Source organism: Pseudomonas zhanjiangensis (assembly GCF_041027545.1).
Lineage (GTDB): Bacteria > Pseudomonadota > Gammaproteobacteria > Pseudomonadales > Pseudomonadaceae > Aquipseudomonas > Aquipseudomonas zhanjiangensis.
The window spans coordinates 1-21,617 of sequence record NZ_JBFTEG010000002.1; the positions used below are offsets into that span (position 1 = coordinate 1).

Consider the following 21,617-nt stretch of genomic DNA (forward strand, 5'->3'; position numbering starts at 1 on the left):
GTCGGCAGGTCATCAAGCACCGCTGTTGTGGGTGGGCTCTGCAGGGCTTGATGAAGCGTGGATTTCTGCTGGGGGCTGAGCTGGCCTAGTTGAGCCAGCCAGTGGTGAAAGGCTTGAGTATCCATGATCGGCAGACCTCCCGAGCGGATGCCTGCCTTTCAGATTAGTTCTTGCAACACATCATTGGGACATAGCCAACAAAAAGGCCCGGACTAGCCGGGCCTTTTTTATTGGTCGCCAATCAGGCGTTGCCCGACAACTTCAAGCGTGCCGCCTGGGTGAAGTCGAGCATACGCTTGAGCGGCTTGATCGCCCTGGGGATCAGCGCTGGGTCGACGTGGATCTCGTTACTGCCTTCACGCAGGCATTCGAGGGTGCGCTGCAGGGTATTCATCGCCATCCACGGGCAGTGCGCGCAACTGCGGCACGCCGCACCGTTGCCGGCGGTCGGCGCCTCGATGAACTCCTTGTCCGGGCACAGCTGCTGCATCTTGTAGAAGATGCCGCGGTCGGTGGCGACGATAAAGGTCTTGTTCGGCAGACGCTGCGCCGCCGCAATCAGCTGGCTGGTTGAGCCTACCGCATCGGCCAGCTCGATCACCGCCGTCGGCGACTCCGGGTGCACCAGCACGGCAGCATCCGGGTACAGCGCCTTCATGTCTTCGAGCTGCTTGGCCTTGAACTCCTCGTGAACGATGCAGGCGCCGTCCCACAGCAGCATGTCAGCACCGGTCTTGCGCTGAATGTAGCGCCCCAGGTGCTGGTCCGGCGCCCAGATGATGCGCTCGCCGTTATCCATCAGGTGCTCGATGATCTCCACCGCACAACTGGAGGTCACCACCCAGTCCGCCCGCGCCTTCACTGCTGCCGAAGTATTGGCATACACCACCACGGTGCGCTGCGGATGCTGGTCGCAGAAGGCGGCGAACTCATCCACTGGACAACCCAGGTCCAACGAGCAGGTCGCCTCCAGCGTCGGCATCAGCACGCGTTTTTCCGGATTGAGGATCTTGGCCGTCTCGCCCATGAACTTGACCCCTGCCACCAGCACGGTCTGCGCCGAGTGCTGGTTGCCGAAGCGGGCCATCTCCAGCGAGTCGGAGACGCAACCACCGGTCTCTTCGGCCAACGCCTGCAGCACCGGATCGCAGTAATAGTGAGCCACCAGCACGGCGTTCTGCTTCTTTAGCTCGGCGGCAATTTCGGCGCGGTAGAAAGCTTCCTGCTCGGGCGTCAGCGGCTTGGGCTGCTTGGCATCGAGATGAGCTTGGACTAGAAGGCGTTCGGAAATCTGCGTCATGTCATCAGGCCCTGTGAAGGTCTATCAGCGCGGAGTTCGAGTATACCCGCCAGATTGACTATGCGAGAGCAGACAGGACGGGGATACGGGGAGTGAAGCGAGATGAAGCAAGGAAGGAGGTTGGTGGGTCGTGTAGGATTCGAACCTACGACCAATTGGTTAAAAGCCAACTGCTCTACCAACTGAGCTAACGACCCAACGCGAGGCGTATAATACTGATTTAATTCAGGAATTCAACACCTCGCGAAAACTTTTTTAGAAATACCGGGTCGGGTCGGCGACCCCGGCCGCGGCAAAGCCAGCCGCGCGCAGGCGGCAGCTGTCGCATTTGCCACAGGCGCGTCCATCATCATCGGCCTGGTAGCAGGACACCGTCAGCGCGTAATCCACGCCATGGCCCAGCCCGGCCTGGACGATCTCGGCCTTGCTCAGGCGCTGCAAGGGCGCCTGGATGCGAAAGCCCTGCCCCTCGACCCCGGCCTTGGTCGCCAGGTTGGCCATGCGCTCGAACGCCTCGATGAACTCCGGACGGCAGTCCGGATAGCCGGAGTAGTCCACGGCATTGACCCCAATGAAGATATCCCGCGCTCCCAGCACCTCGGCCCAGCCAAGGGCCAGGGAAAGGAATACGGTATTGCGCGCCGGCACGTAGGTCACCGGGATGCCCTCGGTCGGGCTCTCCGGCACCTCGATGCTGCTGTCGGTCAGCGCCGAGCCGCCAATACCATTGAGGTTAAGCCCGATCACCTTGTGCTCGACCACACCGAGCTGCTGCGCCACCCGTTCGGCCGCCTGCAGCTCGGCACGATGGCGCTGCCCATAGTCGAAGCTCATGCTGTAGCAGCTGTAGCCCTCGGCCTTGGCCAGCGCCACCACAGTGGCCGAATCGAGCCCTCCGGACAGCAGGATGACCGCTTTTTTATCGCCCATGACGAAATCCTCGTTAAGACAAAATCTGAAAGGCGGGTCGACCGGTCAGTGGCCGGGCTCGTCGTTCCAGAGAATCTTGTGCAACTGCATCTGCAGGCGCACCGGCAGGTTATCGGTGACGATCCAGTCGGCCAGGCTGCGCGCGCTCAACTCGTGGTGACTCGGCGAGAACAGCACCTCGCCGGCGCGCTCCGGCAAGCGATACTGGATCAACTTGGTCACCGCCCAGTCGTAGTCCTCGCGCGAACAGATGACGAACTTGACCTGGTCATGCGGCGTGAGCAACTCGATATTCTCATAGCGGTTGCGCGCCACCTCTTCCGAGCCCGGGGTCTTCAGGTCGAGCACCTTACTGACCCGCGGATCGACCGCCGACACATCCAGCGCGCCACTGGTCTCCAGCGAGACCTCGTAACCGGCATCGCACAGGCGCTCGAGCAAGGCGATGCAATTGGGCTGCGCCAGCGGCTCGCCCCCGGTCACGCAGACATAGCGCGGCCTGTAGCCGGCGACCTGCTCGACGATGGCGTCCAGTGACATGAGTTCGCCACCGCTGAAGGCATAGGCGGTGTCGCAGTAGTTGCAGCGCAGGGGACAGCCGGTGAGGCGTACGAACACGGTCGGCAAGCCGGCGGTGCGCGTTTCCCCCTGCAGCGAGTAGAAAATCTCGGTAATGCGCAGGGTTTCTTGCATATCAGCCACGGGCGTGACGGCTAAACAGGCCATCCGCCTCCGTTGCGGGAAAAGGGGCGACGATTCTAACGAAAAAACCCGCGACAAGCGCGGGTTTTGTTGATCGCCGACTCAGCTTTTACGGCAGGCGCTGCAGGTCTCGCTGCGCTAGCTGCGCAGCCGAACTGCCGGGATAGCGCGCGACCACCTGCTGCAGGATGGCCTTGGCCCGATCGGTATTGCCCAGGCGCATCTCCACATCCGCCAACTTGAACAGCGAGTCTGGAACCTTGGCATGCTCCGGATAGGCCTGACTGACCCGGGCAAAGGCCTGTCCGGCACCCTGCAGATCGCCCTGCGCCAGGTTGACCTCACCCAGCCAATACTGGGCGTTGCCCGCGTACTGGCTGTTCGGGTACTTGCGCAGGAAGGCACTGAAGGCCTGACTGGCCTTGGCGAAATCCTTGGCCTTGATCAGGTCGAAGGCTGCATCGTAAAACAGCTTCTCCTTCTCCGGGTCGGCCGGCCCTGCAGCAACAGGCGCTTGCGCCTGATCTGCTGCAGACGAAGGGTCAATGGCGCTACCAGCACCATTTACCGGGGAATTCTGGGTAGTGCCGGCATTGGCCGCACCACCGCTCAAGCGTCGATCAAGATCCTGATAGCGCTCCAGGCTCTCCTGCTTCAAACGCTGAATTTCGTTCTGCTGCTCTTCAAGCATGCCCCGCAGCTGCGCAATTTCCTGCTGCATCTGCTGCAACTGGCTGAACAGCATGCCCTGCGCCGAGGCCGGGGCTTGCGCCCCGCCCCCGACGTAGGCGCCGGACGCGCCATAACCAGCCGGCGGATAACTGGCGCCGTAACCGGCATCGTTATCCACCACGGGAACCTCGGCCCAGGCCGCAAGCGGCAGGCAGAGCGCCAAAACGGTTATAGCGCGACGGCACTTACGCATGACGAATTACTTACGCAGTTCGACGCGGCGGTTCTGAGCCCAGGATTGCTCGTCGTTGCCGGTGGCAACTGCACGCTCTTCACCATAGGAGACCAGTTCCAGCTGAGCCGGGGAAACACCCTGCAGTACCAGGTAACGCTGCACGGCCTTGGCACGACGCTCGCCCAGAGCCATGTTGTACTCGCGGGTACCGCGCTCGTCAGCGTGGCCTTCCAGAACGACGCGAGCGCCGTTGCCTTTCAGGTCCTTGGCGTGTACGTCCAGAGCGCGCATGGCTTCCGGCTTCAGGTCGGAGCTGTCGTACTCGAAGTAGAAGGTGGTGATAGCGCGCAGAGCGGCTTCTTCGCTCATGCTGCCATCGACGGAGCCTGCATCGGCACCGTAACCAGCGTTCGGATCCACAGCACCTTCGCCAGCGGTGTCACCGCCCTTGGAGGAACAACCAACAGCCACGGCGAGAGCCAGACTCAGTGCAGCAAATTTGCCGAATTTCAGCATTTCCATCATGTAACCCCAGTGTGTTAAGCAATAGTTAGGTGTAGCACCGCATCAGTTCAGGTAGGGGGACCAGGAAGGCTCTCGAACTTCGCCTTGAGCGGTAGGAAGAGGGAGCCTCACGCGTCCATTGGTGGACGCTAACATCAAGACTCCCCGACCCTGCTGGCGGGTCGCGTAGATTAGCATGGTGCCATTCGGCGCGACAGTGGGCGACTCATCCAAACTGGTGTCTGAAAGGATCCGCAGATTGCCTCGCTGCAGGTCTTGAGCCGCTACCTTGAACACGGTGTAACCCTCTTGACGATGAATCATCACGAGGGTCTTCTCATCAGCCGAGAGCTTCGGGTTGGCGTTGTAGTTACCCACGAAGGTAACCCGCTCGACCGAGCCGCTGCCGATGTTGGTTTTATAGATCTGTGGCTTACCCGAACGATCGGAGGTGAAGTAGATGGTCTGACCATCCTTGCCCCAGAAAGGTTCGGTATCGATCGCGTAGTGATTGGTCACCCGGCGCAACTGGCGCGACCCCATGTCCATGACATAGATTTCCGGGTTGCCGTCGCGCGATAGCACGAAGGCCAGCCGACCGCCGTCCGGCGACCAGGCCGGAGCGCCGTTTAGCCCTTCGAAATTGGTGATCTGCTCACGCCGGCCGGTGTCGATATGCTGGACGAAAATCCGCGGGCGCTTCTGCTCGAAGGACACATAGGCGATCCGCCGTCCATCCGGGGCAAACGCCGGCGACAGGATAGGCTCGCGCGACTGCAGCAGGGTCACGGCGCGGGCGCCGTCGTAATCGGAGCGCTGCAGGGTATAGCGGGTGTTGTTGACACTGAATCGCTCGGCGGTGACGTAGAGCAGGCGGGTGGAAAAGGCACCCTTGACCCCGGTCAGCTTCTCGAAGGCCTGATCGGCAATATGGTGGGCCATGTCGCGCAACTGATCGATGCCGCCACCCACGCTGCCGGTCATCACCTGCTGCTCGGTGGCCACGTTGAACAGGGCAAACTGCACCTGCAGCCGGCCGGCGTTGGGCAGCATGCTGCCGACCAGCACGTACTGGGCGCCCAAGGCCTTCCAGTCGCGGTAGATGACCTCGCTGGCCTGGGTCGGCAGGCTGATCATGTTCTGCCGCGGGATCGGTTCGAACACCCCGGAATTGCGCAGATCGTTGCCGATGATGGTCGCCATGTCCTCGGGCAGCACGGTACCGCCCTGCCAGCCGAATGGCACCACGGCAATCGGCGTCGCGCGGTCGGTACCGCTACTGATCACCAAGGGATCAGCCGCCTGTACGCTGCCGACCAACATGGCCAGCCCCAACAGGACAATACGCATCAGGGTATTCACAGACCTAAATCCTCCGGTTTGAAGACTGCACGACGCTGCCGGTAAAGCCGGTCGAACGTGGCACGATCCAACTGTTGCATTTCGGCGATTCGCCCTACGTTACGCACCGCCTGTACGGCCGAACTGTCGAAAGGCGCATCACCGCTTGAGCGGGTGACGCTGGCGTTGATGATGGTGCCATCGGGCAGCATCTCGATCATCACCTCTACGCTCATACCATTACGTGCCGATGGCGGACGGCGCCACTGCTCGCTGACCAGCTTAACGATCAGATCATCGAGACTGCCGGCCACCTGGTCGCCATGGGTATCGGCGAGCGCCTGCTGATGCTGCACATCATCGGATAACAATTCTGCCAATGCCGCCGCTTTCTTGTCCTCGGCCGCCTTGCGCGCCTGCTCGGCAGCCTTCTTCTTGGCATCCTCGGCGGCTTTCTTCTTCGCGGCCTCGGCGGCGGCCTTTTTCTTGGCCTCTTCCGCCGCTTTCTTCTTCGCCTCTTCGGCCGCTTTTTTCTTGGCGTCCTCGGCAGCCTTCTTCTTGGCGGCCTCTTCGGCGGCTTTCTTCTTGGCGAGATCGGCCTGCTTCTTCTGCTCGGCAGCTTTCTTCTCAGCCTCGGCCTTCTTCGCCGCAACAGCCTTTCGAGCCTCCTCGGCCTTCTTTTGTTCCGCCGCCTTGGCAGCGGCCTGCTTCTGCTGTTCGGCCTGGGCCAGTTTCTGCTGCTCGGCCTTTTTCTGCTCCAACTGCTCGGTTTCGTATTGCGGCGCCGAAGTTTTCTTGGCTTCGCCGGCAATCTTCTGGTTGGTCTGAGTGGTCGCCTGGCTCTGCGACTTCAACTGATAGAGAGTCGCCTGAATGACCGGCCGGGCCGGCGGCAAATCCGGGGCGAAGGCAAAGCTGACGAACAGCATGGCGAACATCAGGATATGCAACGCCAGGGCCCAGACCACCGGCCAGAAATAGCTTTGCGAAGAAGAAGGCTCGCGCTGCTGCATCAGGGCGCCTCGGTAATCAGCCCGACGTTGCCCACGTCAGCCTGCTGCAAACCACTCATGGCCGCCATTACCGCGCCATAGTCGACGGCCTTGTCGCCGCGCATCAGCACCTGCACCTGCTTGCCCTGGCTGCGGCTCTGGTTGAGGATCGCCGTTACCGCACGCACCATTTCATCCAGGGTCAGCGCCTGCTCCTGCACGGTATCGACATCGACCTCGCTGCCCATGTTCCAGTAGTAGGACTTGTCGGCCTTGATCGAAATGGTCAACACCTGGGCGTTGTTGTCCTGCGGCAGGACCTCACTGCTGACCTTCGGCAGGTCGACCTTGACCCCCTGATTGAGCATCGGCGCGGTCACCATGAAGATCACCAGCAGCACCAGCATCACGTCGATGTAGGGCACCACGTTCATCTCGGCGACGGGCTTGCGTCTGTTGCGAATTCTGGCCATGGCCTGAAACCTTTCCTCAGCGTCTGCGGCTTAGTCGTCGGAGGTATGCACCTTGCGGTGCAGGATCGCCTGAAACTCATCGGCGAAGGTGTAGTAACGACCGATCAACATCTCACCGCGCGCGGAGAAACGGTTGTAGGCGATCACCGCCGGAATCGCCGCGAACAGGCCAATCGCCGTGGCGATCAGCGCCTCGGCAATCCCCGGCGCCACGGTCGCCAGGGTCGCCTGCTGCACCTGAGCCAGGCCGCGGAAGGAGTTCATGATCCCCCAGACGGTACCGAACAGGCCGATATAGGGGCTGGTCGAGCCGACGGTGGCCAGGAATGGCAAGCTGTGCTCCAGCTTCTCCTCTTCGCGCGAGATGGCCACGCGCATGCCGCGCGCCACGCCATCCATCACCGCATCAGGGTCGACGCCAGGCTGCTGGCGCAGGCGGGAAAATTCCTTGAAGCCGGCGCGGAAGATCTGCTCGAGCCCGGAGTCAGGATCCGGGTTGCTGCCCGCCTGGCGATAGAGCTTGGACAGATCGATACCCGACCAGAAGCGATCCTCGAAGTTATCCAGCGCACGCTTGGCGGCGCGCAGCATATTGCTGCGCTGAAAGATCATGACCCAGGAAGTGACCGAGGCGGCCACCAGCGTCAGCATCACCAATTGCACCACCAGACTGGCGTTGCTGATCAAACTCCACATCGACATATGGTCAACGGCGTTGGCTTCCACGCTTACTCTCCTGCTTTGGCTGGCCCCGCGTCGGCCTGCTCGGCAAAGGCCGTACGCAGCGACTCGGGAATGGCCCGGGGTTTCAAATTGTCGGCGCGCACACAGGCCACCAGAAACTGCCCTTCGCAGAGCAGCACATCATCCACAACTCGCCTGACCTGCTGACGAAATCGCAAGCTGGCACGGTTCAATTCGATAACTTGCGCACTGACCAGCAACTCGTCATCCAGGCGGGCCGGCGCGTGATAACGCGCCTCGGCCGAATGCACGACGAACAACAGGCCCTCACCTACCAGCGCCGACTGGGCAAAGCCCAGGTCGCGCAGCCGTTCGGTGCGGGCCCGTTCCATAAACTTGAGGTAATTGACGTAGTAGACGATGCCGCCGGCATCGGTATCTTCGTAATAAACACGACACCGATGGGCGTATGGCTGAACTCCGTTTTGCGCGTGCATACTGTAGTGCTAGCTCCTGATCTTGCCAATTGGGTACAGCAAGTATTTTTTTACTCCAGAGCCCCGTCGAACAGATCGCCTGCTGGCGACTCGCCCATGCGTTTGGGCAGGTTGAGGCCGAAGTGCAGATAGGCATGACGGGTCACCACCCGTCCTCGCGGGGTGCGCATGATGTAGCCCTGCTGAATCAGGTAGGGCTCCAGCACGTCCTCGATGGTATGGCGCTCCTCGCTGATCGCCGCCGCCAGGTTGTCGACCCCTACCGGCCCGCCATCGAACTTCTCGATCATGGTCAGCAGCAGCCGGCGATCCTGGTGATCGAAGCCGCGCTCGTCGACGTCCAGCAGGTTCAGCGCCAGGTCGGCGATCTCGCGGGTGATGTCGCCCTGACCGCGCACTTCGGCGAAATCGCGTACGCGCCGCAGCAGACGATTGGCGATGCGCGGCGTGCCACGGGCGCGCCGGGCGATCTCGAACGCGCCCTGGGCCTCGATCGGCAAACCGAGAATGCCGGCCGAGCGGGTGACGATGGTGGCCAGGTCTCCCGTGCTGTAGAACTCCAGGCGCTGAACGATGCCGAACCGGTCGCGTAGCGGATTGGTCAGCATGCCGGCGCGAGTGGTGGCGCCCACCAGGGTGAATGGCGGCAGGTCGAGCTTGATCGAGCGGGCAGCGGGCCCCTCGCCGATCATGATATCGAGCTGAAAGTCCTCCATCGCCGGGTACAGCACCTCCTCGACGATCGGCGACAGGCGATGAATTTCATCGATGAACAGCACATCGCCCGGTTCCAGGTTAGTCAGTAGCGCCGCCAGGTCGCCCGGTCGCTCGAGTACCGGCCCCGAGGTACTCTTGATCGACACGTTCATTTCCTGGGCGATGATGTTCGCCAGGGTGGTCTTGCCCAACCCCGGCGGCCCGAAGATCAAGGTATGGTCGAGTGCCTCGCTGCGCCCCCTGGCCGCCTGGATGAACAGCCCCATCTGTTCGCGCACATTGGGCTGGCCGATATAGTCGGCCAACTTGAGCGGCCGGATGGCACGGTCCACCTGCTCATCGCGATCGCGGGGGCTGGCGGTAATCAGGCGGTCTGCTTCGATCATCTGCTGGGCTGTCCTGGAAGGCATTGAAGTGGGGCTAAGTACGCGAGGTCGGCGGGAACCATGCAGGCCCACCAAGATATCCCGGAAAAAACCAGTGCGCGGTTAAAGGTGCTGCTCACCGCCTAGACCATGCCCCTGAGGGCACGACGAATCATATCCTCGCTGCTCAACCCCTCCTCCTTGATGAGCGAGACTGCACGACTGGCCTCCTGCGGCTTGTACCCGAGAGAAATAAGTGCGCTGACCGCATCACTCTCCGCGCTTGAGACTGCAGTCAAGCCACGAGGTTCCACGACCAGGGCGGCCATCGCCGGTACAGTCTCCCAGGCTTTGAATCGATCTTTCAGTTCGACCAGCAACCGTTCGGCGGTTTTCTTGCCAACGCCAGGCACCTTCACCAGCATCGAGGTGTCCTGCGCCTGCACGCAGCGCACCAGCTCATCGACCTCCAGGCCGGACATCAAGGCCAGAGCCAGCTTCGGCCCGACTCCATTGAGGCGGATCAATTCGCGAAACAGTTCGCGCTCACGCTTCTCGGCGAAGCCATACAGCAGATGAGCATCCTCACGCACCACCAAGTGGGTATGCAGCGTCAGCGGCTCACCCACGGCGGGCAAGCGGTACAGGGTAGTCATGGGCACTTCCAGCTCGTAGCCCAGGCCATTCACATCCACAATCACATGCGGCGGCTGCTTTTCCGCCAGGGTGCCGCGCAAACGTCCGATCACCGCTGCTTTCCTTGAATTACTTATAAACGAAGACGGCCGCTGCGCCGCTTGGCGGCTGACAAACCGTGGGGAATCAGGCTCTGCCGGTGATGGGCGTGACAGAGCGCGATGGCCAGTGCATCGGAAGCGTCGATTTGCGGCTTCTGCACCAGTTTGAGCAGATGCATGACCATCATCTGCACCTGTTGCTTGTCCGCCCCGCCTGTACCGGCGATCGCCTGCTTGACCTGGGTCGCGGTGTATTCGCTGACTTCCAGGCCCGCCTCGACGCCGGCGACGATGGCCGCGCCGCGCGCCTGACCCAGCTTCAGGGCGGAATCCGGGTTGCGCGCCATGAACACCTGCTCGATGCCCATGGTCACAGGACCGTAATTCTGGATCACTTCGCCCACGCCACGAAAAATGATCTGCAGCCGCTCAGCCAGCGCACCACTGCCGGTGCGGATACATCCGGAGGCGACGTACTCGCAGCCTCGCCCCGTATCACGTACCACCCCGTAGCCGGTAATTCGCGAGCCAGGGTCGATGCCGAGAATCAATGTCATGCCCTGCCCCCCCCTCTACGCGCCCAATACAGACAATCAGCGCACTGTCTATTTATACAGGCCGCAAGTATAGGGCCAGCTCCGTGCGCCGTCACGGCCCAAGAAAAAGCCGGAAGGGTCTGGACACAAGTGCCCGACAACTTCCGGCCCGTTCAGACTGCAATCACCTCAGCCAAGCTGCTCCATGATCTCATCGGGGATCTCGGCATTGTGATAGACGTTCTGCACGTCATCGAGATCCTCCAGCATATCGATCAGCTTGATCACCTTCTGTGCGGTCTCGAGGTCCTCGATGGGCGCGGCGATCGACGGGATCATCGCAATCTCCGACTCGTCGCCCTTGAATCCGGCCTCGGCCAGCGCCTCGTTGACCGCGTGAAAATCGGAAAAAGGAGTGTAGACCTCGACCGAGCCATCATCGGCAGCGACCACGTCGTCGGCGCCCGCCTCGAGGGCGGCTTCCATCAGGGCATCCTCGTCCACGCCCGGTGCGTAGCTGATGTGCCCCTTGCGCTCGAACATGTAGGCCACCGAACCATCGGTACCGAGGTTGCCACCGCACTTGCTGAAGGCGTGGCGCACTTCGGCGGCGGTGCGGTTGCGGTTGTCGGTCATGGCCTCGACGATGATGGCCACACCGCTCGGTGCGTAGCCCTCGTAACTCAGCTCGATCATGTTGTCGGCTTCGTTGGTGCCGGCGCCGCGGGCGATGGCACGGTCGATCACGTCGCGCGTCATGTTGGCGGTCAGCGCCTTGTCCACCGCCAGACGCAGGCGCGGGTTATCCGCCGGAATCCCGCCGCTCTTGGCGGCCACTGTCAGCTCACGAATGATCTTGGTGAAGATCTTGCCGCGCTTGGCGTCCTGACGCCCCTTGCGGTGCTTGATGTTGGCCCATTTGGAATGACCAGCCATATCTCACTCCATCTTGCTTCGAATCAGACTGTATCGCCCATAACCAAGGAGCCCGGCAAAACCAGGCTCCTGTTGGGTCGGCTTATTCGGCCTTGGCTTGCTCGCGCAGGCGAATGTGCAGCTCGCGCAATGCCTTGTTGTCCACCAAGCCCGGCGCCTGGGTCATCACGCAGGCCGCACTCTGGGTTTTCGGGAAGGCAATCACTTCACGAATCGACTGCGCGCCGGTCATCAGCATCACCAGACGATCCAGGCCGAAGGCCAGGCCGCCGTGAGGCGGGGCGCCGTACTTCAGCGCGTCGAGCAGGAAGCCGAACTTCTCCTGCTGCTCCTCCTCGCTGATGCCGAGCACGCGGAACACCGCCTGCTGCATGCCCTTGTCGTGGATACGGATGGAGCCGCCGCCCAATTCGGTGCCATTGAGCACCATGTCATAGGCACGCGACAGGGCCACGGCCGGATTGGTTTCCAGCTCGGACGCGCTGCAGCTTGGCGAAGTGAACGGGTGGTGCAGCGAGGTCAGGCTGCCGTCGTCGCTCTCTTCGAACATCGGGAAGTCCACTACCCACAACGGCGCCCACTCGCAAGTCAGCAGGTTGAGGTCGTGGCCCAGCTTGATACGCAGCGCACCCAGGGCCTCGCTGACGATCTTGGCCTTGTCCGCACCAAAGAACACGATGTCGCCATCGGCCGCACCGACGCGGTCGAGGATCACATTGAGGTTGTCCAGCGGGATGTTCTTGACGATCGGCGACTGCAGGCCCTCGACGCCCTTGGCGCGCTCGTTGACCTTGATATAGGCCAGGCCACGGGCACCGTAGATACCGACGAACTTGGTGTAGTCATCAATCTGCTTGCGCGGCATGCTTGCCCCGCCCGGCACGCGCAGCGCGGCGACGCGGCACTTCGGATCGTTGGCCGGACCGCTGAATACCTTGAACTCGACTTCCTGGAGCTGATCGGCGACGTCGACCAGCTCCAGCGGAATGCGCAGGTCCGGCTTGTCCGAGCCGTAGCGACGCATGGCCTCTGCGAAGCTCATGTGCGGGAATTCACCGAACTCGACGTCCAGCACTTCGCGGAACAGCTGGCGGATCATCTTCTCGGTGATACCCATGATGTCGTGCTCATCGAGGAAGCTGGTCTCGATGTCGATCTGGGTGAACTCCGGCTGACGGTCGGCACGCAGGTCCTCGTCGCGGAAGCACTTGGCGATCTGGTAGTAGCGATCGAAGCCGGCCACCATCAGCAGTTGCTTGAACAGCTGCGGCGACTGCGGCAGGGCAAAGAAGCTACCGGCATGGGTACGACTCGGCACCAGATAGTCGCGCGCGCCTTCCGGGGTGGCCCGGGTCAGGATCGGCGTCTCGACATCGAGGAAGCCGTTCTCGTCCAGGTAGCGGCGGATGCTGGTGGTGATGCGCGAGCGCAGCTTGAGCTTCTCGGCCATTTCCGGGCGGCGCAGATCGATGAAGCGATAACGCAGGCGGGTTTCCTCGCCGACGTCGGAGTATTCGTTGAGCGGGAACGGCGGGGTTTCCGCCTCGTTCAGCACCTCCAGCTCGTACCCCAGAATCTCGATGGCACCCGAGGCCATGTTCGGATTCACCGCGCCGGCCGGACGCAGCCGCACCTTGCCGGTCAGCTTGACGACATATTCGCTGCGCACCTTGTCAGCCTTGGCGAAAGTCTCGGCACGATCCGGGTCGAACACCACCTGCGCCAGGCCCTCACGATCACGAATGTCGAGGAAGATCACCCCGCCGTGGTCGCGACGGCGGTGTACCCAACCGCAAAGGGTGACTTCCTGACCGTCCAGGCTCTGATTCAATTGCCCGCAATAGTGGCTGCGCATCATGGTGGTAATCGCTTCTCTCGAGTCTTGAATTCGTTGGGCCACAGCAATCCCGGCGCTCTTAACCGGATGTGCCGCAGGCTGACGGCAGGCGAGCCAGGCCGACAGGCGTAGGCGAAAGTCTCGGCAATTGCGCTAACAGGCGAAACCGCCAAGCAAGCAACGACGCGCCCGTACCAGGCCATCGCCAACCGGCTCGCCGTGACAAAGCGCGGGATTATATATGGTTAAGCCGCTAGTTGCAGCCGCCCGCCGGACGGCTTTGCACTCATCCCTATTCACTCCGGCGCCTCGCCGAGGGCGCCGACAAGCATCCTCACGGCCTCGCCAAGCGCTCTCGGTATGCCCAGGGTTTGCTGGAAGCACGGCCACCGCGACCACCTGCACCTGCGCGCACCACACCCGAGACCGAGCCGCGACGACATGCTATTCCAGAGCAACAATAGATAAGACATATAGAGATCAACAAGCCAATAGCTTAAATGCATAATTTCGATGCAAATAGGCAAAGACTGCGCCCAAGATCGCCATGCTAGTCTCGGATCATTGCGAAACCGCGCCCACCGAAAGGAGAGACGACATGGAAATCAATATCGGAATTGCCGAACAGGATCGCGCAGCCATCGCCGAAGGCCTGTCCCGCCTGCTTGCCGACACCTACACCCTTTATCTGAAAACCCATAACTTCCACTGGAACGTTACCGGCCCGATGTTCAACACCCTGCACCTGATGTTCGAAGGGCAATACACCGAGCTGGCGCTGGCCGTCGACCTGATCGCCGAGCGCATACGCGCCCTGGGCTTCCCGGCACCCGGCACCTATGCCGCCTATGCCCGACTCGCGTCGATCAAGGAGGAAGAAGGCGTACCCAGCGCCCAGGAAATGATCAAGCAACTGGTCCAGGGCCAGGAGGCCGTGGTACGCACCGCGCGCGGCATATTCCCGCTACTGGACAAGGTCAGCGATGAACCTACGGCAGATTTGCTGACCCAACGCATGCAGGTGCACGAGAAAACCGCCTGGATGCTGCGCAGCCTGCTCGACGCCTGAGCGAACCGAACCAGTCCGCCCAGCCACCACCCACTCGAGGGGCTGGGCAACTCCCGCAACGAGGCGCCTCACTACCAGGCTCGACATTAACCCCTACCCGCACGCGGCTTTTGCTAGGCATGCGGCCCAGCGCTGTTCTATGCTTGGCCCATTCGCAATTTGCCACCGTGACGTGCATGGCCCAGCCGATCAAACCCCCAAGCATCCTAGAGCTCTATCCAGAGGAAACCCGCGAAGCAGCGGGCTTTCTCAAGCAGGCCGTGCCCCTGATGATGCGCCATGACATCCCCCCCACCCCACTGCACTATTCCCTCTGGTACACCTACAGCAAAGGCTCGGAGCCTGAGCTGAACCGTCGAATGGACAAGATCGCCAAGGACTTCAATAGCTTTCCGCCGGAGGCGGCGAGCAAACTGTTCCGCGACTACATCATTCGCGGCGAACTGGAAGAAGCCCGGGAAGGCCAGCAGCAGGTCATCGAGCTGGTCGACGATATCGAAGTGGACGTTACCCGCAGCGTTAGCGGCAGCCGCGACTACCAGGCCAGCCTCAAGCATGGCCTGGCCGCGCTCCAGGAACCGCTTATCGACGATCTGCCGAGCGTGCTCAACGAGCTGCAGCAAAGCACCCAGCTCATGCATGACCAGCAGGAAAAATTCCTCTACCGCCTGCGCTCGGCCCAAGAAGAGATCCTGACGCTGCGCAGCCAGCTGGAACGCGCCCACGTGGCAGCAACCCTGGACAGCCTGACGCAAGTCTTCAACCGCAATGCCTTCACCCGACTCTTGGAGCAGGCGCTGAGCAGCGACCATCAGGGCCTGGCCCTGGTGATGCTGGATATCGATCACTTCAAGCAGTTCAACGACCAATATGGCCACCCCCTGGGTGACCGGGTCTTGCAGCACGTGGGCCAACTTTTACGCGACATGCTGCCACCGCGCGCCATCGCCGCCCGCTACGGCGGCGAGGAGTTCTGCATCATCTTGCGTGAATGCTTCGATACGGCCAGCGCCAGCGACTTTGCCGAGCGCTTGCGCCTGAAGATTCAATCATTGCGCATCAAGGTGCGGCGCACCGACCAGACACTCAATAGCATCAGCGCCTCCTTCGGCTTCGCGCTAGCCGAACCCGGCGACGACCTGGAGAGTCTATTGACCCGCGCCGATGACGCGCTCTATCAAGCCAAGCGCAATGGCCGCAACCAGGTCCACCCGGCCAGCGCAGCAGTAGCCCTAACCAGCTGATTTGAGCCCCCCTCGCATTTACTGTTAAATAGCAGCGCGCCGCCTACCACCTGACCGGCGCGTAGGCTGTTTCCCTGCACGCACCAGCAACGCATCCCATTTTCATCGCGAAGCCTGTGCAGTCAGCTCATTCTGGATACCCATCGAGTAAGTGAGTTCATCGACCATGTTGAAAATCGTCCACCTTTTGACCGGCCTTGCAGCATTACTGCTGTCCCTGGCCCCGACCCTAGGCCTTACCCATCAGCCCTTCTTGCAAGACCCCGCCGCACTGACCCTGGCTCTGTTCGGCCTGCTCAACCTGCTGCTGGCGCCACAGCTGCCGATCTGGCATGCCGGCCTGCGTCACCACCTGCAAAACCTGGTATCTGCCCTGTTGATCCTCGCCCCACTGCTGCAAGCGCTGATCCTGTTGGCCCCCCTTCCCACCATCGGCAATCAGCCCGCCAGCGCGTTCAGCCTGCTGATCATTACCGCCGGGGTACTGCTGCACCTGGCCACCAACCTGCGCCTGCAGACCCGCAGCAAAGCGTCGCCCGCCATCGCATCCGACCGTGAAACCGGCACGGTCAAGTGGTTCAATACCTCCAAGGGCTTTGGCTTCATTTCGCGCGATTCCGGCGACGATATCTTCGTTCACTTTCGCGCCATTCGTGGCGAAGGCCATCGCGTACTGGTCGAAGGACAGCGAGTGGAATTTTCCGTCATGCAGCGCGACAAGGGCCTGCAAGCGGAAGACGTGATCGCCGCACAACCTGCTCGGCGCTGACGCCACAGAAAAAGGCCCGCCACTCAGTCGAGTGGCGGGCCTTTTACATTTCAGCAACCACTAATAATGGGGCGGCGGCGACTCGTCCTCACCAATATCGAACTGCCCGCTTGCCTCTTCCTGACGCTTGGCCAGCGCCTCGACCTGCAACTGCAACCGCTCAAGCGCCCGCTGCTGAGCCACCAGCACGTCATTGAGCGCCTGAATGGTATCGTCCTGGAATGCCAGGCGACTCTCCAACTCGGTAACCCGCTCTTGCACATTCATTGTTCACTCCTCGAAGCTGAAGTTGTCGGTCAGCACCAGGCGTAACTTGGCCTTGATCGCCGCCACCTGCTCCTCACTGTAGGGCTGCGGCGCCAGCTTGCCCCAGACCGGCGCCGGCCAGACGGCATCGTCACGCCGCCGCACGATCACATGCATATGCAACTGACTGACCACGTTACCCAGGGTCGCCACATTCATCTTGTCAGCGGCAAACGTATCCTTGAGCGTTTCCGCCAACAGCGTCGTTTCCTGCCAGAGCGCCCGCTGATCTGCCGCATCGAGCTGAAACAACTCGCTGACCCCTTCGCGCCGCGGCACCAGGATGAACCAGGGATAATTCGAATCGTTCATCAACAACAAACGGCACAGCGGAAAGTCTCCCAGCGACAAGGTGTCCTGGCGCAAGCGTGAATCCAAGGCGAACATAGCACCCTCCGTTCAACCAAGTTACAAGGCTAAGCGTAGCGCCATAACCCAGAGGCCGTACCCCACGCGATAGACGCGCAGGATACGCGGCGACCTGCTTGGATTCACCCCCCAACCAACTGCCCACACCTGTGAGCAGAGCAACGCACCATCACGCATCCACCCCGCCCCGCACGCACCACTTCTGCGCGCCTTGCCGTTTCTTCCGGTAATCAATAGCGCCTCAGACGTTACCGACAACGACCCAGCATCCAGGCACAGCACCAAGCGGTCACATTTGCAACCCCCAGCAATTGCTCTCCCTCGTACAACCCAAGACAGCGGCTACCCCCACGAAACAGTCCCTCACCCACGGCCATACAGGCCAGCTGCCCACCGTCCGGCGCAACCAGAAAGTCTTTACGTACTTTGAGCACGACTCTTGCTTAACGTTTGGCCGCTACTTGGCGAAAGCCCGGCGGCACTGGCTGCACCTGGATTTTCGACGGTCAGAACTGCAGAATTCGTCAGCGCTGGCGAACGCAAGTGAAAATCTACAGAATTGCGACATGCTTCAGCTGATTTTGCGACACAGCCATGAAGAAAGCGCAACGAATAGATAGCAACTATCGCCAACTTAGCGTGCGTGCTATAAGTTAGCGCCGACACAAAAAGAAAGAGCCGCCCATATAACAATGACTTGGGCGGCGCAACTCTTCTAAACCAAAGGAGCAATCACGATGCAAGTGATGAAGTGGAGCGTAATCGCCCTGGCAGTAGCCGCGGGTACCACCCAAATGGCAGTAGCCTCGAGCCAGTCCGAATCCAAGGGCTTTGTTGAAGACAGCAGCCTGAACATCCTGAATCGTAACTACTACTTCAACCGCGATTTCCGCAATGGCGCCAGCAACGGCGCAAGCAGTTCCGCCAACCCTGCCGGCTACCGTGAAGAGTGGGCTCACGGCATCATGGCCAACTACCAATCCGGCTTCACCCAGGGCACCGTTGGTTTTGGCGTCGACGCTCAAGGCTTCCTGGGCCTGAAACTGGATTCGGGCAAGGGCACCGTCGGCTCCGGTCTGCTGCCAGTGGGTGACGATGGCCGCGCGCAGGACGACTACTCTGAGATTCACGGCGCAGTAAAAGTACGCATTTCCGATACCACCCTGAAGTACGGCGAAATGTACTCGGCCGCCCCGGTATTCGATACCGGCGACAGCCGCCTGCTGCCGGAAACCGCTACTGGCTTCAGCCTGCAAAGCGCTGAAATCGAGAACCTGTCGCTGGAAGCAGGTCACTTCACCGCCAAGAACACCCAAAGCGGGACCAACTCCGACAACCCGCTCAATGCCGAATATGCCGGCGTCGATGCCGAAAGCGTTGACTTCATCGGTGGCTTCTACAGCATCAATGACAACCTGAGCGTCGGCCTGTACGGCGCTGAAGCCGAAGACATGTGGCGCCAGTACTACGGCAACGCCAACCTGAACCTGCCGATCGCTGACGGTCAGAACCTGAACTTTGACCTCAACGTGTATCGCACCAATGATACTGGCGACAAGCTGGTGGGCGACGTCAGCAACACCACCTTCAGCCTGACTGCCGCTTACACCCTGGGCGCACACAAGTTCTCCCTGGGCCACCAGCGCGTCAATGGCGACACTCCGTACGACTACATCGGCGGCGACTCCATCTGGCTGGCCCACTCGGTTCAGTACTCCGACTTTAACGGCCCTGAAGAGCGCTCCTATCAGGCCCGCTACGACCTGAACATGGCCGAGTACGGCGTTCCGGGCTTGACCTTCATGACCCGTTACACCACCGGTGACAACATCGACGGCACCAAAGCTGACGCCAGCGGCGCCTACGCTGGTTTCTACGGTGCAGATGGCAAGCACTGGGAACGTGACATCGAAGCCAAGTACGTAGTACAGAACGGCGCCGCCAAAGACCTGTCCGTTCGCGTGCGCAATGCCGTGCACCGCGCCAACGATGACCAGGGCGAAGGCGATATCAACGAAGTACGCGTAATCGTCGAATACCCGCTGAGCGTGCTGTAAGCCAGCGTCGATTCGATAGCACCATGAAGAAGCCCGGCCTATGCCGGGCTTCTTCTTTATTACTGCTTAAACAATCGATCAGCCGCCCACCTTAAAGCGGCAGCGCATAGGTCCCTGTGACATGCGCCACCAGCTCCTCTTCGTTGCCCGCCGAATACAGCGACACCTCGCACACCGCCTGGCGCCGACTCAGGCGCAGTATGGTCGCCTCGGCAAGCAGATCGGCCGGCCTGGGCTTTACCAGGAAGTTGATATTCAGATTCGAGGTCACCGCCATCTCCACCCGCCCCAAGCGCCCCAGCACCACCGCATACATGGCGGCATCGGCCAAGGCCATGAGGGTCGGCCCGGATAGCGTGCCACCGGGACGCACCAGCTTGGCGTGAAAAGGCACCCGCGCCAGCACGCCTTGAGCGTCCAGCCGGTCGATACACAGACTGATGTCTTCGGCCATCGGCAACCCCGCCCGAATCAGCGCCTGCACTTGCTCAGCAGTCAATAACAAGACCTCGCCCTCCTCTCTTGCGACGTGCCTGGATCCTATACGCATCTGTACAGGCACCGTACAATGCCGACCTAGCAAATGCCCTCGCAACCGACAGAACGGCCAAATATGCGCACCAGTCAGTTCCTGCTCTCGACCTTGAAAGAAACCCCGTCCGATGCCGTGGTGATCAGCCATCAGCTGATGCTGCGTGCCGGGATGATCCGCAAACTGGCCTCGGGCCTCTACACCTGGCTGCCGCTGGGCCTGCGCGTGCTGCGCAAGGTGGAGAAAGTGGTGCGCGAGGAAATGAACGCCGCCGGCGCCCTCGAAGTACTGATGCCCGCCATCCAGCCGGCAGAGCTGTGGCAGGAGTCCGGTCGCTGGGAGCAGTACGGGCCGGAGCTGCTGCGCCTAAAGGACCGTCACGACCGCGCGTTCTGCGTCGGGCCGACCCACGAGGAGGTCATTACCGACCTGGCCCGCAACGAACTGAGCAGCTACAAGCAGCTGCCGCTCAACCTGTACCAGATCCAGACCAAGTTCCGCGACGAGATTCGCCCGCGCTTCGGTCTGATGCGCGGCCGCGAATTCATCATGAAGGACGCCTACTCCTTCCATGCCGACCAGGCCTCCTTGCAAGAGACCTACGACCGCATGCACCAGGCCTACTGCAATGTATTCAGCCGCCTGGGCCTGAACTTTCGACCGGTACAGGCCGACACCGGCTCGATCGGCGGCACCGGTTCCCACGAGTTCCACGTACTGGCCGAATCCGGTGAAGACGACATCGCCTTCAGCGACAGCTCCGATTACGCCGCCAACATCGAGAAGGCCGAGGCGATTCCGCGCGAGACGGCCCGCGGCGCCGCCACCGAGCAGATGCGCCTGGTCGACACACCCAATACCAAGACCATCAATGACCTGGTCGAAGGCTATGACCTGCCTATCGAGAAGACCATCAAGACCCTGGTGGTGCGCGGCGCCGAGGACGGTCAGCTGATCGCCCTGATCATTCGCGGCGACCACGAGCTGAACGAGATCAAGGCCGGCAACCTGGCCCAGGTCGCCAGCCCCCTGACAATGGCGACCGAAGCCGAACTGCGCGCCGCCATCGGTGCCGGCGCCGGCTCGCTGGGCCCACTGAACCTGCCGCTGCCGTGCATCGTCGACCGCTCGGTTGCCCTGATGAGCGACTTCGCCATCGGCGCCAACATCGATGACAAGCACTACTTCGGCGTCAACTGGGAGCGCGACCTGCCACTACCCGAAGTCGCCGACCTGCGTAACGTCGTCGCCGGCGACCCCAGCCCGGACGGACAGGGCAGCCTGGTGATCAAGCGCGGCATCGAAGTCGGGCACATCTTCCAGCTGGGCAGCAAGTACAGCGAAGCCATGAATTGCACCGTGATGGGCGAGAACGGCAAGCCCACCGTCCTGACCATGGGTTGTTACGGGATCGGCGTATCGCGCGTGGTCGCCGCCGCCATCGAACAGAACAACGACGAGCGCGGCATTGTCTGGAACGACGCCCTCGCGCCGTTCCAGATTGCCCTGGTGCCGCTGCGCTACGAAACCGAAGCGGTACGCGAGGCGACCGACAACCTTTACGCCGAGCTGACCGCGGCCGGCTTCGAGGTGCTGCTCGATGACCGTGACAAGAAGACCAGTCCGGGCATCAAATTCGCCGACATGGAACTGATTGGCATCCCGCACCGTATCGTCATCAGCGACCGCGGTCTGGCCGAGGGCAACCTGGAATACAAGAGCCGTCAGGAGTCCGAGCCCCAGGTGGTTCCGGCTGCCGATATCCTGCCGTTCATCCAGGCCCGCATCCGCCGCTGATCTCAGCCTTTTGACA

At 61.5% G+C, this 21,617-nt stretch carries 22 protein-coding genes, 1 tRNA gene and 2 pseudogenes; 6 read left to right on the top strand and 19 right to left on the bottom strand.

From position 1 onward, the window contains the following. Positions 1-241: 241 nt before the first annotated feature. The 16 genes and pseudogenes from nadA to aspS form a co-directional block, all read right to left on the bottom strand. Positions 242-1,300, bottom strand: a complete 1,059-nt coding sequence (nadA, locus tag AB5S05_RS02495; protein WP_369285853.1) for a quinolinate synthase NadA — start codon at positions 1,298-1,300, stop codon at positions 242-244. A 121-nt stretch (positions 1,301-1,421) separates the two neighbouring features. Next, a tRNA-Lys gene (locus tag AB5S05_RS02500) sits at positions 1,422-1,497 on the bottom strand. A 58-nt stretch (positions 1,498-1,555) separates the two neighbouring features. Continuing rightward, entirely contained in the window at positions 1,556-2,230 is a 675-nt protein-coding gene (queC, locus tag AB5S05_RS02505) for a 7-cyano-7-deazaguanine synthase QueC (protein WP_369285854.1), read from the bottom strand. A 45-nt stretch (positions 2,231-2,275) separates the two neighbouring features. Then, a complete protein-coding gene (gene queE, locus AB5S05_RS02510; RefSeq protein ID WP_369285856.1) occupies positions 2,276-2,923 on the bottom strand; it encodes a 7-carboxy-7-deazaguanine synthase QueE in 648 nt (215 codons plus the stop codon). 118 nt (positions 2,924-3,041) lie between these two features. After that, entirely contained in the window at positions 3,042-3,857 is an 816-nt protein-coding gene (ybgF, locus tag AB5S05_RS02515; RefSeq protein WP_369285857.1) for a tol-pal system protein YbgF, read from the bottom strand. 6 nt (positions 3,858-3,863) lie between these two features. Beyond that, on the bottom strand, positions 3,864-4,361 hold the full coding sequence (pal, locus tag AB5S05_RS02520) for a peptidoglycan-associated lipoprotein Pal (RefSeq protein ID WP_369285858.1): 498 nt from the start codon (positions 4,359-4,361) through the stop codon (positions 3,864-3,866). 45 nt (positions 4,362-4,406) lie between these two features. Then, entirely contained in the window at positions 4,407-5,705 is a 1,299-nt protein-coding gene (tolB, locus tag AB5S05_RS02525; protein WP_369285859.1) for a Tol-Pal system beta propeller repeat protein TolB, read from the bottom strand. Continuing rightward, complete coding sequence (tolA, locus tag AB5S05_RS02530) at positions 5,702-6,700, bottom strand: cell envelope integrity protein TolA (protein ID WP_369286331.1); 999 nt, start codon at positions 6,698-6,700, stop codon at positions 5,702-5,704. The genes tolB and tolA overlap by 4 nt, the downstream gene beginning before the upstream one ends. Continuing rightward, the gene (tolR, locus tag AB5S05_RS02535) at positions 6,697-7,149 is read right to left on the bottom strand and encodes a protein TolR (protein WP_369285860.1); all 453 of its coding nucleotides are present in this window, start codon (positions 7,147-7,149) and stop codon (positions 6,697-6,699) included. The genes tolA and tolR overlap by 4 nt, the downstream gene beginning before the upstream one ends. Positions 7,150-7,179: 30 nt before the next feature. Further along, positions 7,180-7,875 carry a protein TolQ gene (gene tolQ, locus AB5S05_RS02540; RefSeq protein ID WP_369285861.1) on the bottom strand — a complete coding sequence of 232 codons (696 nt, stop codon included), beginning with the start codon at positions 7,873-7,875 and terminating at the stop codon, positions 7,180-7,182. Further along, positions 7,856-8,330: pseudogene (ybgC, locus tag AB5S05_RS02545) on the bottom strand (tol-pal system-associated acyl-CoA thioesterase). The gene tolQ and the pseudogene ybgC overlap by 20 nt, the downstream one beginning before the upstream one ends. 50 nt (positions 8,331-8,380) lie before the next feature. Beyond that, the gene (gene ruvB / locus AB5S05_RS02550) at positions 8,381-9,433 is read right to left on the bottom strand and encodes a Holliday junction branch migration DNA helicase RuvB (RefSeq protein WP_369285863.1); all 1,053 of its coding nucleotides are present in this window, start codon (positions 9,431-9,433) and stop codon (positions 8,381-8,383) included. A 122-nt stretch (positions 9,434-9,555) separates the two neighbouring features. Further along, positions 9,556-10,161 (bottom strand): Holliday junction branch migration protein RuvA, encoded by a 606-nt coding sequence (gene ruvA, locus AB5S05_RS02555; protein ID WP_369285864.1) that lies wholly within the window; start codon positions 10,159-10,161, stop codon positions 9,556-9,558. Positions 10,162-10,181: 20 nt separating this feature from the next. After that, a complete protein-coding gene (gene ruvC / locus AB5S05_RS02560; RefSeq protein ID WP_369285865.1) occupies positions 10,182-10,706 on the bottom strand; it encodes a crossover junction endodeoxyribonuclease RuvC in 525 nt (174 codons plus the stop codon). A gap of 168 nt (positions 10,707-10,874) precedes the next feature. After that, a complete protein-coding gene (locus AB5S05_RS02565) occupies positions 10,875-11,621 on the bottom strand; it encodes a YebC/PmpR family DNA-binding transcriptional regulator (RefSeq protein WP_369285866.1) in 747 nt (248 codons plus the stop codon). A gap of 82 nt (positions 11,622-11,703) precedes the next feature. After that, positions 11,704-13,479, bottom strand: coding sequence for an aspartate--tRNA ligase (gene aspS, locus AB5S05_RS02570; RefSeq protein WP_369285867.1), 1,776 nt, complete (start codon positions 13,477-13,479; stop codon positions 11,704-11,706). Positions 13,480-14,056: 577 nt separating this feature from the next. Between aspS and AB5S05_RS02575 the strand changes: the two genes are divergently transcribed. The 4 genes and pseudogenes from AB5S05_RS02575 to AB5S05_RS02590 all read left to right on the top strand — a co-directional run bounded on the left by AB5S05_RS02575 (position 14,057) and on the right by AB5S05_RS02590 (position 16,540). After that, complete coding sequence (locus AB5S05_RS02575; protein ID WP_369285868.1) at positions 14,057-14,527, top strand: Dps family protein; 471 nt, start codon at positions 14,057-14,059, stop codon at positions 14,525-14,527. Between the two features lie 176 nt (positions 14,528-14,703). Continuing rightward, positions 14,704-15,771, top strand: coding sequence for a GGDEF domain-containing protein (locus AB5S05_RS02580; RefSeq protein ID WP_369285869.1), 1,068 nt, complete (start codon positions 14,704-14,706; stop codon positions 15,769-15,771). A gap of 166 nt (positions 15,772-15,937) precedes the next feature. Then, positions 15,938-16,258 (top strand): annotated as a pseudogene (locus AB5S05_RS02585) (cold shock domain-containing protein membrane protein); the annotation flags it as partial. Positions 16,259-16,312: 54 nt separating this feature from the next. Continuing rightward, a complete protein-coding gene (locus AB5S05_RS02590) occupies positions 16,313-16,540 on the top strand; it encodes a cold-shock protein (protein WP_369286332.1) in 228 nt (75 codons plus the stop codon). Positions 16,541-16,600: 60 nt separating this feature from the next. On the opposite strand, the gene AB5S05_RS02595 is transcribed toward AB5S05_RS02590, so the two are convergent. After that, positions 16,601-16,807: a SlyX family protein gene (locus AB5S05_RS02595; RefSeq protein ID WP_369285870.1), complete on the bottom strand. Its 207-nt coding sequence runs from the start codon at positions 16,805-16,807 to the stop codon at positions 16,601-16,603. Positions 16,808-16,810: 3 nt separating this feature from the next. Further along, entirely contained in the window at positions 16,811-17,233 is a 423-nt protein-coding gene (locus tag AB5S05_RS02600; protein WP_369285871.1) for an HIT family protein, read from the bottom strand. Between the two features lie 719 nt (positions 17,234-17,952). Between AB5S05_RS02600 and AB5S05_RS02605 the strand changes: the two genes are divergently transcribed. Next, complete coding sequence (locus AB5S05_RS02605) at positions 17,953-19,272, top strand: OprD family porin (protein WP_369285872.1); 1,320 nt, start codon at positions 17,953-17,955, stop codon at positions 19,270-19,272. Positions 19,273-19,363: 91 nt separating this feature from the next. Here the strand turns inward: AB5S05_RS02605 and AB5S05_RS02610 are convergent, their stop codons facing one another. Next, entirely contained in the window at positions 19,364-19,771 is a 408-nt protein-coding gene (locus tag AB5S05_RS02610) for a PaaI family thioesterase (protein ID WP_369286333.1), read from the bottom strand. A gap of 114 nt (positions 19,772-19,885) precedes the next feature. On the opposite strand from AB5S05_RS02610, the gene AB5S05_RS02615 reads away from it, so the two are divergent. After that, positions 19,886-21,601 (top strand): proline--tRNA ligase, encoded by a 1,716-nt coding sequence (locus AB5S05_RS02615; RefSeq protein WP_369285873.1) that lies wholly within the window; start codon positions 19,886-19,888, stop codon positions 21,599-21,601. The last annotated feature ends 16 nt before the right edge of the window (positions 21,602-21,617 follow it).